We start from the raw sequence: 15997 nt of genomic DNA, 5'->3' as shown, positions 1-15997 counted from the left end.
TCTGATGGCAAGTAGAACCACGAACGTGATCTCTCTCTTGTTGTAGCGAATTCTACTGTAGTACGGTCCCTCAATCAGATGTTGTTTCCGATGTCTCCGCTGTCGCTACCGTGGCGCGGGTTTCCCTCCGAACGAAGCCTACCCAGACAAGTGCACCAACGAGACACAGGATTCCAGCGATCGCAATCGATTGACCGCGGATTGTCGTCCCGGTCTGGTTCTGTGTGATCAACAAGACACCGAGACCGACAAGGATGAGTCCTTGAACACCTGCTGCTTTCGCTGGCTCAGCGATATACTCCGCCTCTGTGAGAATGCCAGCGACAGATCCGACGAACAACAACAGTCCCGCAACAGAGACAGGCCGAAGCCCGAGGACGACACCGACCTCCGAGAGAGCAAATCCAATCGCGACGAAGAGTGGCCATGGACTCGATCCGGTGAAGGTTGCGTCCGAGTCAGATGGATCGCTCATTATCTCGAATTGAGCTTCACGATATAATAAATCGTCTGTTATTGATCCCCTCATCGTTAATAGAATATGGCAGTGATTCAGCCGTTAGTTAATATTCGTGCAGTATAACGTCTCACTCTTAACCAGGTAGTGCTCCATAGTCCCGATTCTCCGCGATAGCCCATCTTCGGTCAAATGGTTTTATAGAGGCGCTCTGACTACTCTTTTCTATGTGCATCTACTGCGACGCCTACGAAGAAGAGCGAGAAGCGGAGAGTCAGTCCCCGGTCGAGGACAACCACTCTGAACAAAAAGCTACTTCCACGCCGTCAAAGGAAATGTTTGTACAACTTCGTTCTTCGTTAGCCGATCTGTTGTAACCGACCATACGCCCTTGATGTCGCCACGTAAGTCGATATACGAGCGGAGAAGTTCGAACGTCGAACCAGAACGGTTTCAACGCTGACTGGCCTACGGCCGATTAACAGCTTTCGAGAGTATGTCATACGAAGGCACTACGGTTCCACGGCGTGACTCACCTGCAGGGGAGTGTGATTACTGTGGGCATCCGTTCCCAACGACCGACCGCCTCGTCCTCCACAAAGGCTTAGAACATCCCCAAGAGTTGGATGCCGACGAGGAAGACGCATTCATCTCTGCCAGAGCGGACGAAGAAGACGAGTTACGCACGCTGCGTCTGAAAGCACTTGGAGCCCTTGTGCTCCTGTACTTCGGTTTCTTAATGCTATATGCCATCGTCGCCTGACTCAGACACGAACTCTGGAGCACGCAGAGAGGGGCACACAGAGTCAGGGCCAGAGTCGAGGCTCCATAATTGGGTCGTATCGAACACAAAGCTCAGACTCCTGGTTCAGTTTGTAACCTGGGTCTCGGTATTGACGCTGTTTACCGAAACAGTCGCTGCCGGGAACGGAATGACGCTCTCGAAGCAGCCACGGGATACACTTGCCATTCCCCGATGGCTGTATCTCGCCACTGGCGGCGCTACGATTGGCGCCTCTGCCCTGCTTGCAAGTTTCGTCACTGATCGGGCGTTTATCCGTTATCTCCACAGCTGGTCGTTTCCTGGTCCAACAATTGATGACTGGCGAACACCTATTGTGTGGATCGGACGTGGACTCGGGATCGTCGTCCTCGGACTGGCAGTCTACCTCGGAGTGACGGGCCCACAACTCCCGACAGCGAGCTTCACCATCCTCGTCACGTTCGTCGTCGTTCGTGCAGGCTTGCCGATGCTCACGTATCTCGGAGGCAATCTCTGGCCAGTGCTGAACCCCTGGCGAGGAATCGTCTCGCTACTCCCAACTGGATACCGGACGTATCCAGAAGAATTAGCCCGATGGCCAGCTGTTGGTGGCCTATTACTTCTCGTGTGGATTGAGGTGGTTTTCCCTGTCAGCACGATCCCGTCAACTCTTTCGATTGTGATCCTCGGCTACAGTGTCGTCACAATTGCAGGCGCTGTACTCGTCGGTCCCAACGCATGGTTCGGGAACGCAGATCCGTTATCCGTCCTGTTCCGATTCTTCGGGGCTGTCGCTCCTGTAAAACGGCGGGATGGGAAGCTCACCGTAAAACTGCCCGGTAGCGACCTGACTGATTCAGACTTAATCACGGACACCTCCGATGTCGCGTTCGTCATTGCGCTAATCTGGGAGCTCACGTACAGCGGCTTCATCACGACGCAGACGGGCGCAGCAACTATCGAGGCACTCGCCAGCCTCTCTAATATTGGAGTGGGAGCCGTACAGATTCGTGCGATTCTCATCTACACACTCCTTTTCGTCAGTGGCTACGTCGTTTTCTTCGCCGCGTATTGGTATGCTGGTGTACTCTCTCGGCGACGGACTGGGACATACATTACAGCAAAACGCATCGCCTTTCGGTTTGCACCCTCGCTATTGGCCATCGCAGCGGGATATCACCTCGCTCACTACACCGGACTGGCCGTATCCCTCAGTCCAGCCCTAGGGATGGCGATTGTCTCCCCACTGTCGCCCCCAGCGAATCCCCTGACATTATCTCCACCTGGATGGTTCGAGGGCTTGAGTATCGCCTACGTGCTCGTCGGGCATCTCCTCGCTATCTGGGCAGCGCACGCGACCGCCTACGAACTCTTCTCGAGTCGTCTCGTCGCGATCCGGAGCCAGTACCCGTTCATTATTGTGATGATCGGTTACACCGTCATTAGCCTCTGGATTCTCTCACTTCCCGGAGCGACGCCCCCTTATCTACCCTGATTCTGGTGGTTTCGAGGGGACCACTGGTCGCACACTATGGTCAGAGCTTGACCAGAAAGGGATCACTCGACAGTGAACTCAATCGGCTCCATATCGAGGAACGCGGTTTCGTAGCCATCGTGCCGCGCCAGTTGAGGTGGTGTCTCTACGGTGATTCTGACCGTATCGCCCGTCTTGAGTTCATCAAGACCCATCCCATAGAAACTCCCGAGGTCGGGATCGAGAGACGCTTGGAGTGTCCCTTGTGTGATTGTGTCTCCTCCTCGGTTGAGTGTTGCTGAAAGAGCCATCCTCGGGAGCATCACGCGATTGTAAGGTGTTCGAGGAGAGACGATCAGGAAGGGACCGTCACTATCGCTAAACCGATGGTCACCGTCAACGAGAGCAACGACTATCGTCGCATCACCGGATTGCCCTTCATGGAGAAGTCGACCAGGAAGGTCGGATTTTGTCGGTACGACCGGTTCAGGGACCATTTCCATGTCCATTAGATCGACTGTCCCACGGGTGCCTGCTTTGTCGCCTAACCGGCGAATCTCCAAATTGTACGTCTCATCCGTATCGAACGTGAACTGCATCGTGGCAGACTGTCCCTCTGTAAATCGCCCGTGGAATGGATTCGTACGAGCTGTCTGCAAGGGGCCGACCTGGAGCGTCACATCGTACTGTCCTTCCCCCGGGAGAGCGATATTGTCGCCGTAGTGGAACCCCATATTCGGCGAGATCATCGGCCAGAGGTTGGTTGAGGACACTCGACCGTCGCTGTTACTGATTTCGACAGAGACGTCGACCGGGAGGATCGTCTCCGTCTCGGTGTCCCAGACACTCGCCATCAGATGCACCGAATCATCCGACTGAACGACGACTTTCGTCTTTCGTGAGCCAGTGAGGTTCCAGAAACGGTGCGGGAAGGAATGCATCAGCGCAAATCCGAGATCGCCGGCCGTCGTCGTTCCGTACATTCCCATTCCTTCGATGATGGCAGGATAGTAGACGGCGTCAGGTCGATCCTCCACGAGCGGAGGATCACGCCATGCAGACTGCGTCTCGAATCCGAGCCGCCCCAGGCAACCAGACAGCACTAGGCCACCCGAGAGAGCAGTCCCCTGTTTGAGAAACGTTCTCCGATTCATATTCTCCTCTGAGATGGTATGTTTGGTAGATTCATTGAGTCGACCTCGCTGTCGTCAACCGGGGGTTTCTGTAACTGTCAGCCTCGGCCATTCTGTGACTGTCTACGCCAAGCGAACGACGAATCCAGTGAGTACCAGGAGTGAGACAACGCCAAGTAACGCCCCCAGTAGAAGGTGCTTCTCTTCCATAGGTTTGGCTTCGGTTGGAATTCTAAAGACACCTTTGGAACTACAACGTCACCTGCACATCTGGCATATCAACGAAGGCTGTCTCGTATCCTTCATGGCGAGCCGTTTGTGGGGGCGAATCGACTGTAATCGTCAGCTCATCTCCCGTCCGTACATCCGCGACCGTCGCTCCGTAGTGATAGCGGAGCTCTGGATCGATAGTCGCCTGTAGAATTCCGTCGAACACTGACGTACCGTCACGGTGCAGTGTCCCCGATAGCGACATCATCGGCAGCATCGTTCGATTGTAGGGTGTGCGCGGGGAAACAGCGAGATACCTCTGATTCTCGTCCCCACCGAAACGCGACGCGTCTTCGAGGATCGTAACCACGAACTTCGCGTCCCCACTCGTCCCCGAGCCACGAACGTCCCCAGGGAGCGCGTCCGGTGTCGGCACTTGCGAACTCGGTAACATCTCCATGTCCATCAGGTCGACAGCACCCTTCGTGCCTTCTCTGTCGTCGGGGATGTCCGTATACGAGATTTCGTTGAGCGTCGATTCGCTGAATTCGAACTCGAACGTGAACGAGGCGTTCCCCTGATTCTCGGCCAGCGACCCCGTCCGTCGCGTCGACGGCCCGCCGATACTCACCTCGACAGTGTACGTACCGTCGCCCTTGAGCTGTGCGTTATCGCCGAAGTGAAACCCCATCGGCTGGGAGAGCATCGGCCACGGTGCGAACTGATCAATCGAATCCCCGCTCTGTGTAATCGTGAGCTGCGGATTGATATCGGGTGGGATGATCCCCGTATGTGTCTCCCACACGACCGGCATCAGGTGGATCGAATCCTCGGATTGAATCTCGACCTTCGTGATCCCATTCGGCTTCATCAGCCAGAACCGGTGCGCATACGAATACGTGAGCGCACACCTGTACCCGCCCTGTTCCTTCATTCCAGGCATTTTCATGCCCTCGTAGTGGGTCGGATAGTAGACTGCGTCCGGCCGGTTCTCGGGAAGCGGTGGTGCTTGTGCCGATTGCGTCTCGAACAGGCCGGCACACCCCGCGAGCCCTACGAGTGAACCGCTCCCGGCCACTCGGAGCACGTCACGACGATTCATGCGTCACCTCCTGTGCGTCCCCAGTCGGCTGGGCAGGTGGCAGCGCGCGCAACGACCGCGACGGGACGAGGAAATTACCGCGACGCTCCGTACGAATGTACTGTAGGATGCCGTTGTTATTCCGCTGACCGACGGCCGACTGCTCGGTGACGTCAGTGCCATTCATCGCTTCTCTCGTATCGACGAAATCGGTGATCCGTCGCTGGAGCGCAAGGAAGTGGAGGCTGGCGGCTCCATCGTCGGTAGAATCGAAGTCACGTCGAAGAATGAGCGGCGAGTCATCATCGTCGCGAGCGCGGGCAGATTTCTGGGAGTGACCGATGACGCCCATCTCGCGGGCCGTCTCATCCGTTGGCTGACAGTCGTCGATTTTGCTGCTGGTTCCGAGGTTGTCTCCAGTGCCCTCGACTACGTCGTTCTCGGCGTGGTACGGACAGAACATCTTCGCCTCACGCTGCCAGCGGTCGTCCTGGTTGTACCACTGGTTGAGGTTCAGTCGGAGCTTGGAGATATGCTGAGTCGTGCCACCGGCGAACGGCCCCGACTGGATCGTCACACGTTCTTCACTGGCCTGGTTCTTTTTGAAGCCGGACTTGAATCCCATAAACAGGGGTGCGTCCTCCGGGACTTTGTCGGCCGGAACACCCTCCGCATCGTCTGCATTCTCCGCCGGGAGTCCATCCCCGATAAATCCAGTTCGCCGGTCGGCGAGTGAGAAGACATCGGTCAGTGCAGCGTCGGGCTGATCGACACCGTTGAGGGTCGATTTGTTCCCTTTGAGGGCTTCTTCGGCACCGAGCACCACCTGTGCCGTGTTACTTGCGAGATGGACGACCGCATCGGGCGTATCGAACTCGGGTTCCTCGAACGGAGCAAGTGCTTCCGGATCGGGGAGGTCAACGTCGTCGGGAAGCGAGTCGTCGAATCGGTCAAAGTATGCCGGAGAATAACTCACCGTGAGCAATAACCCGTCCCCGCTTCGCTCGTAGGCGTGTTCGATACCCCGGAGAGCTGTTTCAACTTGGTCGCGGTCGTCTTCGTTCGGTTGCCCGTCTCGTCGGTAATTCAAATAGAGGAGCACACGATGGCTCGGAGCGATGACGTTCCCATGGTCGTCCCGTGGGAGGACCTCATTCCAAGCGTGTTGACGTTGTGGATACGACGAGAGATCGTCCGGGCCCGTCGGGACATCGACCTCTTCACGGCCTAGGCAGGCACTAAATGCCGCTGCTCCTCCGATAGCGATGGCCGACTTGAGGAATTCTCGACGAGGGATACCTCTCTCATCACTCATTACCCGGCAGTTAGGAAGTCAACGGAAAAGCGGTTCTGGTAGAGTTCTTGAATCTCCCCCTCAAGGCCGGTATCGGACTATCTGGTGAAGAGCTTCTTCACCAAGTTCCACCCGATAAATCGGGGGGTCCGCTTGCGGTATTCATCGTATTCCTGGCCATACTGCTCTCGCAGCCACGGTTCTTCGGCAAACGGGAACAGTGCGTACACAAGGATGGTCAAGACGCCGTGTACAGCCAGTTTCCTGGAGTTCACTGCGATGATCGCGCCGACGATGAACGTAATGAATCCCACGCTCTGTGGGTTGCGCGTGTACTGGTAGATACCGTCCGTCCGAAGCTCCCCTTCTCTTCCACTGCTTTCCATCCACCCGAGTTCGAAGAGGGCGGAAAGGGCAAATCCCATCCCGAGTGCGGCGATACCGCTACCTGCGAGTTTGCTCCAGCGTTTGGTGAAAATGAATGAATCCCGATCAAGCGCGACCAGCACGGGAAACCCAGCGAACACGACGGAGAGCGCTGACCAATTGAACCACCACCGCCAGGAGCTGTCGCCGATGGGCCACACTCGACGGTCAGGGTGAACCGCACTGATCGCATACCCGAGAATCAGCGTGACATCCGCGACGACTGTCGTCAGTAGCGCGCGATCTGAGGATGCGGACATATGCGTACGTCCTGATTGTGAAAGACAAAAAGGTGAGTCAATCGTGGTTCCTACATAGAGACTGCTGCCTCTAAAGGGGTTTAGAACCACCAACCACTCTCTACAATTCTAACATCCGGGGTGATTTGAATCGACGCTCTCAGGTAACTGCGTTTCAAATTTAACCCAGATGGCGGGATTTGTCCCACTTCATAGTGGGTTCATCGATCCGTGGTCCCTTCCGTTGCTCGCGGTGATCACCATCGCAGCTGCTGGTACAGCGGTGCTTCTGGGACTTGCGATCGGCGCGTTCGTTCAGCGCCAATCCCGTCCATATCTGTTAGTCGTCGCTGCGCTAGCTGCCCTCTTTGGACGCTCTGCAATTGCGGGGATCACCATCGTCGGCCTGTTTTCACAAGCCGAGCATCACCTTCTCGAACACGGACTTGATGTCATTCTTGTCGCGCTCGTCATTGCTGCGGTCTATCACTCTCGAACTATTTCGAACGAGACCAATTTGGATACATGACACACCAACGTGACCGGATTCACGAGTGTATTGCCACCCACCCTGGAGAACACTTCAACGCACTCACGCGGAGACTAGACCTCGCACCAGGACAGGTACAGTACCATCTCAGGGAACTCCAGAATCAAGAGAGAGTAATCGAATTACCTCTCTATGGCCGGACCCACTATTACACACCTGAATATGATGCGTGGGAGCGGGGAGCAATCGCTGTCATTCGCCGGGAAACAGCACGCGACATTTTATTCTGCGTTCTCGAACAGGGGCCATCCAGACCGGACGCTGTCACAGAGTCTCTCGGGATTGCTCGGGGGACTCTCGAGTGGCACTTGAATCATTTGACGGAGCAAAATCTCATCGAGAAACACCGAGATGCCAATAATCACGTGACGCTGGTCGCAGCCGAGCCGACTGAGACCGCTCGTCTCCTCGAAGAGATTACACCCTCGCTGCCCGATCGGATGATCGACCGGTTCACCCGCCTCGTCGATAACCTACTGGCGGAGGGCTCGTGACGAGTTTGCGGATGTGTTTCGTCGGAACGAGAACTTGATTGTTCGATTACTTTACTCGAACTGTCCCGACCATCCCAGAACTCTCGTGTGGGATACAAAAGTACCCGTACGTTCCAGGTTGATCGAACGTGTGCTCGTAGTTCTCGCCCGGAGCGATGAGTCCCTCGGTGACCCGATTCCTCGCAACACGCTCTGACTCGAAGCCACCACTTGCGAAGTACGCGGCGTCGTCTGGAATCTCGTCTTCATAGGCTGTGACCGTGTGATCGATGTCACTCTCGTTCGTCCATGTAACCGTCTCACCAGGTTCGATCGTCGCGGTCTTCGGCTCAAATTTGAGATCACCGGGCATCGTGACAGTCTGGGCCGATGATGACTGTCCACCTAGACACCCGGCGGTGCTGAGAGTCGCTAGGGTCGCGGTGCTGAGCCGCAATATCGATCGTCGGTTGTAGAACTTCGAGACCATTGTAACGGAAACGAGTGTTTTCCTATTAGAGGACAACGAAGAGATCGGTCACGTACATGACGCCGAGTCCGAGCAGGAACGCGAGCAGGTTCGTCGCGCTCGCCACGCGACCGCCGGCATCGCGAACCATTCGCGCGATCTCCCAGTCGACCTGCAGGATTGCGCCAACCCCGATCGCGAGGAAGAAGGCCCCGATCGTCGGCGAGTATGCAAGACTACCGATCCAGCCCCCGAGGATGACGGGTGCGCCGGCGATCACCCCGAGTGCGGCGAAGTGCTTGAGCGAAGGGCGTTCCCCGCGGGCGACCGGCGCGACGACAGCCGGACCTTCCGTCACGTTGTGGAGCATGAACCCGATCACGAGGAATGCGCCGAGTGACACGCGCCCGAGTGCGAACGAACTCCCGATAGCAAGTCCTTCCGCAAGGTTGTGCAGGCCGATCCCTATCGCGACCAGATAGGCGATCCAGAGACCGCTACTCGCCCGACTGTCACCAGCAGCGACACGGCCCTCACGCCACGCACTGATCGCCTGGACGAGCAGGAGTGCGCCGAAGATCCCGAAGACGACCAAGAGGTTGCCCTCGTACGCGCCCGGAACTCGTTCGGCGAGTTCGAACGCTTCGAACCCGGCGTCAAATGCCAAGAAGCCCAGTACGCCGGCCGCGAACAAGAGCACGGCGTGCAGCCACCGATCACTCATCGTCTTGATGTAGGGGAACCAGAGCATCCCTAATGCGACTGGGATGACGCCGACGAACAGTCCGATGACTGCGAGCGTCCCGAGCAGACTGAGGCTAAACCCGGGCGACTGACTCGGCGCGACGATCGTGTTGTGGAACGTCGCTCCGTCAGAGAGCACGAGCGCGACCTCGAGGTCCCACCCCGGATTCCAGTGATACGGAATCACGATCTCCGCACTTTCCATCGGGGCCAGCGTTTGGTCACCACCGGCTCCTTCGACCCGGAAATCCCAGTACGCCTCGTCGACGAGGACCTGTGATATCGTCACGGATTCGGGGCCGTTATTCGTCACGTGCAGGACGACCGTTTCGTCGCTCGGAAGCGTCGTGTGCGTGACCGTTACGTCGGGAAGTGGTTCGCCGCTCTGAACCCCGGCGAGCGGTGACGTGAACGCAAACACGCCTAAGACGAGTACGAGCAACACGATCGGGAGTAACGCACTGACCCATTTTGGAAGGCCGAGCGGTTGTGTTATCTCGTTCTCAGCTGGTACACCACCGTCCGTCGTCGTGTCTCGTGTCTTATCCGCCATGTTAGACCACCTCGAAGAAGCTCATCCAGCCGAGTTCGGCGAACTCAGACTGGTGGGCGTGGAACATGTACAGGCCCGGCTCATGATCGGAGTAGTCAATCTCGATGATGCCGCGCTGCGCCTGGCATTGCATGATCGTGTCCACGGTCTTATTCGTCGGCGTCAGCGTCGTCCCGTGGTCGTAGTAGTCGAAGAACTGCGAATGCGTGTGGAACGAGTTGATGAGGTCGAACTCCGTTGCATTGGAGAGGTACACGCGCTGGCGTTGGTTCTTGTCGATCTGGATGGGGCGTTTCGTCTCGCCCGCCGTCCAGTTGCCCTCGCCGTCGGTGTCACCGACTCCGTAGCCGAACGCTCGTGTGTTCGCCGCGTAGACCTCGTTACCGCCGTCGAAGTTGGTGTCGAACGAGTTCATCACCATCACCATCTCGTTGACGGCGTCGTTTTCAGCGTACTCGTGATTCCGGCTCTTCGCCTCTTCGACGAGCTGCTCTCGGAAGTCATCGGTAATCGGGCCCGGGTAGTTGACGTACTCGCGTGGATTCTCCCTGACGCGTTCGGGGTCCGGATCGACGATGATCGTGCCGTAGAGTCCGCGGTGGATGTGCTCTTTCAACGGGAGTGAGTGGCAGTGATAGAAGTGCGTGCCGGCGGGTTGGGCGATCCACTCGTAGGTGAATGACTCGCCCGTATCGAGGACGCCAGGCCCATTCTGGGGGATCCCGTCCATTCTCGGGTTGAGGTTCTTCAGGTGTGGATGGATCGTGTGTGCGTGTCGTCCCAGATTCGTGAACTTCACGCGAATCAGGTCGCCCTCGACGGCGCGGATCGTCGGCCCCGGTACTTGGCCGTTGTACGCCCATGCCTGGAACTCAACGCCCGGCGCGATTGCTATCGTGGTGTCGACGGCGGTGAACTCGAACTCCCGCACGGTTCGGCCATCCTCTTCGTAGACCTGTTGGGGAACGTTATCTTGCCCGCTGTCTCCGGTATTGAATGCAGTGAGGAACTCGTGGGGGTCGAAATCCAAATCCCGGTATTCGCCCACCGCACCGAAGTTACCATGTTCAGCCTCATCGTCGTGATCGGAGGCGGCACTTGCCCGAGAACTCCCGAGTCCGACGGCTGCACTCCCGGCAACACCGAGACCGCCGAGCACCGTGCGGCGGCTGACGCTCGTCTCACCGGTGAGTGATTCGACCAGCCGCTCTTCAAGTCGTTCTGTGACGTCTGCTGCGCTACTGTAATCTATCGATGGCATGATCTCCTCCGCTGGTCAAGCCTCTTGATGCCCATAGGAGTCTCTTGAGCTATCCAACGTATATATTTGACTCATCTAAACTTTGATTGAGTCTAAACTAATCGCTGGCGGACGAGGTTCCGACTCGGTTAGCTTGTATCCTCAGACAGAGATTGAGCGGATATAGAGCGGGCAACTTTCTCGGGAAGTGCAACTGGTTCGTCGCCACCGTCGAGATCGAGTGTCACCATTCCAAATGAGGTGACCTCAACGATTTCCACTTCAGTTCCCGGGTGAATCCCGTGTTCGGACAGATATCGGAGTAGATCAGCGTCTTCGTCTGGCACGCGTTCGATTCGAACGCTGTCGCCCACTTGATGATCGGCCAGTGTTTCACCGCATTTCGGTGCAGAAATATCCAGCTCCGCGGTGGGAATCGGGTCGCCATGTGGGTCAACTGCGGGATCCCCTAACTGCTCTGCTATCCGGTCGGCGAATTGATTGCTGATGTGGTGTTCGAGGCGATCTGCTTCGTCGTGCACCTCAGCCCAATCGTACTCGAGGTGATCCGTCAGATATCGTTCTAAAAGCCGGTGGTGGCGAATGATTTCGAGAGCGATAGGAATGCCGGTGTCTGTGAGTTCAACCCCCTTGTAGGGCTCATGATGTACCAAATCACGCTCGGCCAATTTTTTCATCATACTGGTGACGGACGGCTGTTCTACACCCATATGCTCAGCGAGCGTCGAGGTCCGCACCCGTTCATCCGTTTCGTCCTGGAGGTAATAGATCGCTTTGAGATAGTCCTCCATGATGGCGCTCAGCATTAGAACGAAATTAGACGAGACTAAGTTTATAGTTTTCTGCGTGTCGGCTTGTAGAGTCACCAGCTGTGGGTGCAATTCTGATGTCCGTGAGTCCGGTTATCGCCACGGTCAACACTGGCATCGATTTTTCGGAGCTTCTTGGTGTGTTTCCAACTGACACCCAGAATGGCAAAACCGAGAGTTCGAACCTTTATAATATAGACAATAGAAGTCCGCGTTGGAATGTCTGACCTAATCGTCAAAGCAGCCGTGAAGGATGCACTCTCGGACCACAACGTCTCGGCAGATTTCTACGACGCCCTCAACGAAGAGGTCGCCGAACTACTCGAGGACGCCGCAGAGCGTGCCGAGGCCAACGACCGGAAGACGGTCCAGCCCCGCGATCTGTAGGCCTGCGTAACGCAGCCAACCCCGTCACTCGAACGTAGCTTTTTGATGTTCCTGTTCAGCATAATTCGAGGTGGAGCCTCCGATCTCAAGGAGCGAGTGTAGCGAACGCGTAGGGCGGAGAGGAAACCGACAAAGGACGACGCAACCGCACGACGGTAGCTACCCGACTCCCAATATTATAAGAACCGCCGAGTGGTAATCTGAAATATGGAGGTGCGTCGAACTGCGCCGGTCAAACTCGTTGTTCCCGATGAGCGGCGCGACGACCTCCACGAATCTGCGCGACAGTTCCTCTACTGTGCGAATCGTGCTGCCGAGTTCTGTTGGGACGACGACTCCTACATGAGCTGCATCACTGCGAACTCAACTGCGCGAGACGCACTCTACCCGGAGCTGCGGGAAGAAACTGATCTCACTGCCAACCTCGTTCAAGAGGCCATCCGACGCGCCGTCCAAGCGACGAAAGGGTGCGTCGAACGATGGAAACAGGGCAAGCGTGTGAGCCAACCGGAGTTCACTTCGTGGAGCATAGTCTACGATAAGCGAAGCGCCACATTCTACCGGAACAAAGTCTCGCTCTCCACCGTCAACGGACGTGTTGAGTGCGACTTTGAACTCCCGGCGGACAGCCCAACGCCCTACGAACAGTACGTTCTCTCAGAAGAGTACGAGTTCCGGGCGAGCACACTGCAATACGACAAGACGACTGACGAGTTCTATTTCCACATCACGACGCGAAAGTACGATGACGACGAGTCCGAGGTTTCGGCAGATACCGGGCACCAAACAGTCCTCGGTATCGACCTCGGCGTCAACAGCCTCGCAGTAGCTTCGACCGGCACGTTCTGGCAGGGCGACGACTACGACCATTGGTGCCGCGAGTTCGAGAAGCGACGTGGCGAGATGCAACGGCGCAGCACGCAGGCCGCACACAACGCCCTGCTTCGCCTTGGAAAGCGAGAAGAAGCCTGGCGGAAGCAGTACATTCACACGGTTGCCAATGAGATCGTTTCGGAAGCCGTCGAACACGACTGCGACGTGATCGTGTTCGAGGATTTAACCGACATCCGTGAGCGTCTCCCGCAGGCTAAATGGCACCATGTTTGGGCGTTCCGACGCCTGTACGAGTACGTCTCCTACAAGGCACCAGAACAAGTCGTCTCCGTGGAACAAGTCAAACCGAACCACACGTCCCAACGCTGTTCTCGGACGGATTGTGGGTTCACGAACGAAGCGAATCGCCACGGAGAACACTTCGAGTGCCAGAAATGCGGTTACGAGGTGAACGCGGACTACAATGCAGCGAAGAATATCGGGCTACGCTATGCCCGAAAGCGGAAACACAGACTCCGTTCCTCGCCCACGTCGGGGGGCGGAGACGCACCAGTAGACGTGCGTATAAATGGTGGGACGTTGAACGGCGGGAGTCACCAGCCTGTTGCTGGGGACTGATTGCCGGGAGTCCACATCAAAGCCCTACCCTCAAGGACCGAGGCGCAGAGCGCCGAGGGAGTAGGGTAGGGCAGTTTACAAGTTAGGAAACGGAGATGGCGGACGCACCGGATACCGAACGGCAGGCGGTCGAACCCGATGCGAGAGAGGTCCTTAGCGTGTCCCAGCTGAAAGACCGGATCGCGTCGGTCGTCCAGGACACGCCTGCCCTCAACGGCGTCCGCTGTATCGGGGAGGTCACTGACCTCCACAAGAACAGTACGGCGCTCTACTTCACGCTCACCGACGGCGAGGCCGAGCTCCCCTGTATGATCTGGGCGAACCGTTACCGGGAGATGGACGCCGACCTCGAGGACGGGACCGAAGTCATCCTCGAGGGCGATATCGACTACTGGGTCGAAGGTGGGAAAATCGACCTCAAACCGTGGGGGGTGATCGTCGTCGGCGACGGCGACCAGGCGGCTGCCGTCGAGCGGCTGCGAAGCGAACTCGAAGAGCGGGGCTGGTTCGACGATGAGCAGAAACAGCAACCGCCGGCGTTCCCGGAGCGGGTCGGCGTCGTCACGTCCCTCCGAGGAGACGCACGATACGACATCCAAAACGCGATCCACGGACAGGACCCCACCGTCGACATCCTGGTTAAGGACGCAACCGTCCAGGGGTCGAACGCGCCGACGTCCATCGCGAACGGCGTCCACCATCTCGACCGCTCGGAGGACGTCGACGCCATCATCGTCAGTCGGGGCGGTGGGAGCGATTCGAACCTCCAAGCCTTCAACACCGAGCGGGTTGCGGAGGCGATTTTCACCGCGAATACCCCGGTGGTCACCGCGATCGGACACACTGATGACCGACTCATCGCGGATCAGGTGGCGGACGTCGCGGCGATCACGCCGACCGCCGCCGGCGAGTATATCGTGAACGTGTATCTCCCGAGATGCCCCAATTCTGCACTCAACGCACTCAGATATTCTGAATCCGAATCTACACAGTCCACTATTAAGCCGAAGTGGAATCCAATACCGCCACGCCGTCGGGTGAGGAACACAGATACCGGAGCCAAATCGAGGGTTCATGGGCCGCGTTCGCCCCCTCCACCTCACTTACCGGCGCTTTGGAGACGTTCGTCACGAACGTGAGCAAGGGATTTTCCGGACGACACCGGAGGGAGATCGAGCGCGTCGTCAATTCATTCGTCGAATGGGTCAAACAGCGCGGCGCTGAGGATGTCGACGATCTAGACGTCCACCACCTCCAACAGTTCGCTGATCACCTCTCACGGTTGGCCGAAAGGTAGTCGCGAGTGAGGGGGCTCTCAACCGGTTAAGTGAGTCCTCGAAAAGAGGTGAGCCGTCTCTTCTGCTCCGTGAGATACACTTACAGTGGTAGAATGAGTATCATTGTCACACGCCGATAGACGTATGACTGTCACAGAGCCGAGACAGAGGACGCCAGACGACCTATCTACTACTCTGGAAGAGACATTCGAGAGCGACGCGACACATGTCGACATGGTACACCGCGGTGAAGAACCACATTGATGAGAACCGGGAGGACGCAAGCCTAATGCGGTTAGATATCGAGACGCGTCTCAGAACCAGCAACGCCCTGCCGGACGAGTTTGAGTCGGTGTGGTGACCTGCTGACGGGAGTACGTACACTGTGGAGGAGTCCACGGTGCGTTGCCGATCCGATGAAATCGGATTCCCATCCGATCGGAACACAGCATGCCGGTTGGGAGGTAGTAGTTGACACGAATGCGTCGACGTCAGGTCGCCTCTGTCGCCGCAAGACGGTTGCGTCCGTCCAGTTAGCTTGATTCCTGAGCCAGTTGATCGACGCCAGGTCCCTTTTAGACTCACTCGTCGCTGCAATTCACTACCGCTCTACGAGGGGATTCATCGACGAGGCCAACGACCGCCACGACACACATGTCTTCGAAGTCACCGAGGCCAGCAGAGATGAGTTCCGGTCAGTGATCACGAAGCGACTCCTCTAGAGTCCGTAGATTGGCAGAGAGACCACTCTTGACGGAGTCCCTGAAATCCTAGGCTGACGGCACTATCTAGCCAAAGAGCGAACAGTTCTTACAGGCGGATGCTATGGTCGCCCAAGATATGTGATGAGATCGATCAAAGAATCGGGGATGGGTACGAGTATGCCTACTGGCAGTGGCGCTCCGAGCCCGACGTCGACGCACCTGATATGAACAAGGCAATCGG

General features: G+C 57.1%; 16 protein-coding genes. 7 read left to right on the top strand and 9 right to left on the bottom strand.

Annotation, left to right across the window (positions count from 1 at the left end):
• Window positions 1-70 precede the first annotated feature (70 nt).
• Entirely contained in the window at window positions 71-475 is a 405-nt protein-coding gene (locus K6T50_RS16320; protein ID WP_137685101.1) for a DUF7541 family protein, read from the bottom strand.
• 478 nt (window positions 476-953) lie between these two features.
• Between K6T50_RS16320 and K6T50_RS19195 the strand changes: the two genes are divergently transcribed.
• Both K6T50_RS19195 and K6T50_RS16315 read left to right on the top strand, forming a co-directional pair.
• Complete coding sequence (locus K6T50_RS19195) at window positions 954-1220, top strand: DNA-binding protein (protein ID WP_137685102.1); 267 nt, start codon at window positions 954-956, stop codon at window positions 1218-1220.
• Window positions 1204-2715: a hypothetical protein gene (locus K6T50_RS16315; protein ID WP_137685103.1), complete on the top strand. Its 1512-nt coding sequence runs from the start codon at window positions 1204-1206 to the stop codon at window positions 2713-2715. Before K6T50_RS19195 ends, K6T50_RS16315 begins: the two co-directional genes overlap by 17 nt.
• Before the next feature lie 62 nt (window positions 2716-2777).
• Here the strand turns inward: K6T50_RS16315 and K6T50_RS16310 are convergent, their stop codons facing one another.
• The 4 genes from K6T50_RS16310 to K6T50_RS16295 all read right to left on the bottom strand — a co-directional run bounded on the left by K6T50_RS16310 (window position 2778) and on the right by K6T50_RS16295 (window position 7098).
• Complete coding sequence (locus tag K6T50_RS16310; protein WP_137685104.1) at window positions 2778-3848, bottom strand: iron transporter; 1071 nt, start codon at window positions 3846-3848, stop codon at window positions 2778-2780.
• Between the two features lie 229 nt (window positions 3849-4077).
• A complete protein-coding gene (locus K6T50_RS16305; RefSeq protein WP_222609010.1) occupies window positions 4078-5139 on the bottom strand; it encodes an iron transporter in 1062 nt (353 codons plus the stop codon).
• On the bottom strand, window positions 5126-6433 hold the full coding sequence (locus K6T50_RS16300; protein WP_137685106.1) for a DUF7405 family protein: 1308 nt from the start codon (window positions 6431-6433) through the stop codon (window positions 5126-5128). Before K6T50_RS16300 ends, K6T50_RS16305 begins: the two co-directional genes overlap by 14 nt.
• 77 nt (window positions 6434-6510) lie before the next feature.
• Window positions 6511-7098 carry a methyltransferase family protein gene (locus K6T50_RS16295; RefSeq protein WP_137685107.1) on the bottom strand — a complete coding sequence of 196 codons (588 nt, stop codon included), beginning with the start codon at window positions 7096-7098 and terminating at the stop codon, window positions 6511-6513.
• Between the two features lie 232 nt (window positions 7099-7330).
• Here K6T50_RS16295 and K6T50_RS16290 point away from each other — a divergent pair, with 232 nt between their 5' ends.
• The gene (locus K6T50_RS16290; RefSeq protein WP_225935434.1) at window positions 7331-7606 is read left to right on the top strand and encodes a DUF7471 family protein; all 276 of its coding nucleotides are present in this window, start codon (window positions 7331-7333) and stop codon (window positions 7604-7606) included.
• Window positions 7603-8121, top strand: coding sequence for a winged helix-turn-helix transcriptional regulator (locus K6T50_RS16285; protein WP_137685109.1), 519 nt, complete (start codon window positions 7603-7605; stop codon window positions 8119-8121). The genes K6T50_RS16290 and K6T50_RS16285 overlap by 4 nt, the downstream gene beginning before the upstream one ends.
• A gap of 46 nt (window positions 8122-8167) precedes the next feature.
• Here the strand turns inward: K6T50_RS16285 and K6T50_RS16280 are convergent, their stop codons facing one another.
• The 4 genes from K6T50_RS16280 to K6T50_RS16265 form a co-directional block, all read right to left on the bottom strand.
• Window positions 8168-8590, bottom strand: a complete 423-nt coding sequence (locus K6T50_RS16280; RefSeq protein WP_103427990.1) for a cupredoxin domain-containing protein — start codon at window positions 8588-8590, stop codon at window positions 8168-8170.
• Between the two features lie 25 nt (window positions 8591-8615).
• Complete coding sequence (locus tag K6T50_RS16275; RefSeq protein WP_137685110.1) at window positions 8616-9866, bottom strand: ZIP family metal transporter; 1251 nt, start codon at window positions 9864-9866, stop codon at window positions 8616-8618.
• 1 nt (window position 9867) lies between these two features.
• Window positions 9868-11127, bottom strand: coding sequence for a multicopper oxidase domain-containing protein (locus K6T50_RS16270; protein WP_137685111.1), 1260 nt, complete (start codon window positions 11125-11127; stop codon window positions 9868-9870).
• A 128-nt stretch (window positions 11128-11255) separates the two neighbouring features.
• The gene (locus K6T50_RS16265) at window positions 11256-11933 is read right to left on the bottom strand and encodes a metal-dependent transcriptional regulator (RefSeq protein ID WP_137685112.1); all 678 of its coding nucleotides are present in this window, start codon (window positions 11931-11933) and stop codon (window positions 11256-11258) included.
• A 222-nt stretch (window positions 11934-12155) separates the two neighbouring features.
• On the opposite strand from K6T50_RS16265, the gene K6T50_RS16260 reads away from it, so the two are divergent.
• The 3 genes from K6T50_RS16260 to xseA all read left to right on the top strand — a co-directional run bounded on the left by K6T50_RS16260 (window position 12156) and on the right by xseA (window position 14914).
• Window positions 12156-12323: a DUF1931 family protein gene (locus K6T50_RS16260; protein ID WP_121538119.1), complete on the top strand. Its 168-nt coding sequence runs from the start codon at window positions 12156-12158 to the stop codon at window positions 12321-12323.
• Between the two features lie 207 nt (window positions 12324-12530).
• Window positions 12531-13775: an RNA-guided endonuclease InsQ/TnpB family protein gene (locus K6T50_RS16255; protein WP_222609009.1), complete on the top strand. Its 1245-nt coding sequence runs from the start codon at window positions 12531-12533 to the stop codon at window positions 13773-13775.
• A 95-nt stretch (window positions 13776-13870) separates the two neighbouring features.
• Complete coding sequence (xseA, locus tag K6T50_RS16250; RefSeq protein WP_225935433.1) at window positions 13871-14914, top strand: exodeoxyribonuclease VII large subunit; 1044 nt, start codon at window positions 13871-13873, stop codon at window positions 14912-14914.
• Window positions 14915-15997 lie beyond the last annotated feature (1083 nt).

It is taken from the genome of Halobaculum magnesiiphilum (genome assembly GCF_019823105.1).
In the GTDB taxonomy this organism is placed as follows: domain Archaea; phylum Halobacteriota; class Halobacteria; order Halobacteriales; family Haloferacaceae; genus Halobaculum; species Halobaculum magnesiiphilum.
This window is presented reverse-complemented; position numbering and strand designations above follow the sequence as displayed.

Excerpts from the sequence above, each read along its gene's own strand:
- K6T50_RS16255 (WP_222609009.1), top strand. The coding sequence starts at position 12,531 with ATGGAGGTGCGTCGAACTGCGCCGGTCAAACTCGTTGTTCCCGATGAG.
- K6T50_RS16295 (WP_137685107.1), bottom strand. The coding sequence starts at position 7,098 with ATGTCCGCATCCTCAGATCGCGCGCTACTGACGACAGTCGTCGCGGAT.
- K6T50_RS16320 (WP_137685101.1), bottom strand. The coding sequence starts at position 475 with ATGAGCGATCCATCTGACTCGGACGCAACCTTCACCGGATCGAGTCCA.
- K6T50_RS19195 (WP_137685102.1), top strand. The coding sequence starts at position 954 with ATGTCATACGAAGGCACTACGGTTCCACGGCGTGACTCACCTGCAGGG.
- K6T50_RS16310 (WP_137685104.1), bottom strand. The coding sequence starts at position 3,848 with ATGAATCGGAGAACGTTTCTCAAACAGGGGACTGCTCTCTCGGGTGGC.
- K6T50_RS16260 (WP_121538119.1), top strand. The coding sequence starts at position 12,156 with ATGTCTGACCTAATCGTCAAAGCAGCCGTGAAGGATGCACTCTCGGAC.
- K6T50_RS16300 (WP_137685106.1), bottom strand. The coding sequence starts at position 6,433 with ATGAGTGATGAGAGAGGTATCCCTCGTCGAGAATTCCTCAAGTCGGCC.
- K6T50_RS16275 (WP_137685110.1), bottom strand. The coding sequence starts at position 9,866 with ATGGCGGATAAGACACGAGACACGACGACGGACGGTGGTGTACCAGCT.
- K6T50_RS16315 (WP_137685103.1), top strand. The coding sequence starts at position 1,204 with ATGCCATCGTCGCCTGACTCAGACACGAACTCTGGAGCACGCAGAGAG.
- K6T50_RS16265 (WP_137685112.1), bottom strand. The coding sequence starts at position 11,933 with ATGCTGAGCGCCATCATGGAGGACTATCTCAAAGCGATCTATTACCTC.
- xseA (WP_225935433.1), top strand. The coding sequence starts at position 13,871 with ATGGCGGACGCACCGGATACCGAACGGCAGGCGGTCGAACCCGATGCG.
- K6T50_RS16305 (WP_222609010.1), bottom strand. The coding sequence starts at position 5,139 with ATGAATCGTCGTGACGTGCTCCGAGTGGCCGGGAGCGGTTCACTCGTA.
- K6T50_RS16285 (WP_137685109.1), top strand. The coding sequence starts at position 7,603 with ATGACACACCAACGTGACCGGATTCACGAGTGTATTGCCACCCACCCT.
- K6T50_RS16270 (WP_137685111.1), bottom strand. The coding sequence starts at position 11,127 with ATGCCATCGATAGATTACAGTAGCGCAGCAGACGTCACAGAACGACTT.
- K6T50_RS16280 (WP_103427990.1), bottom strand. The coding sequence starts at position 8,590 with ATGGTCTCGAAGTTCTACAACCGACGATCGATATTGCGGCTCAGCACC.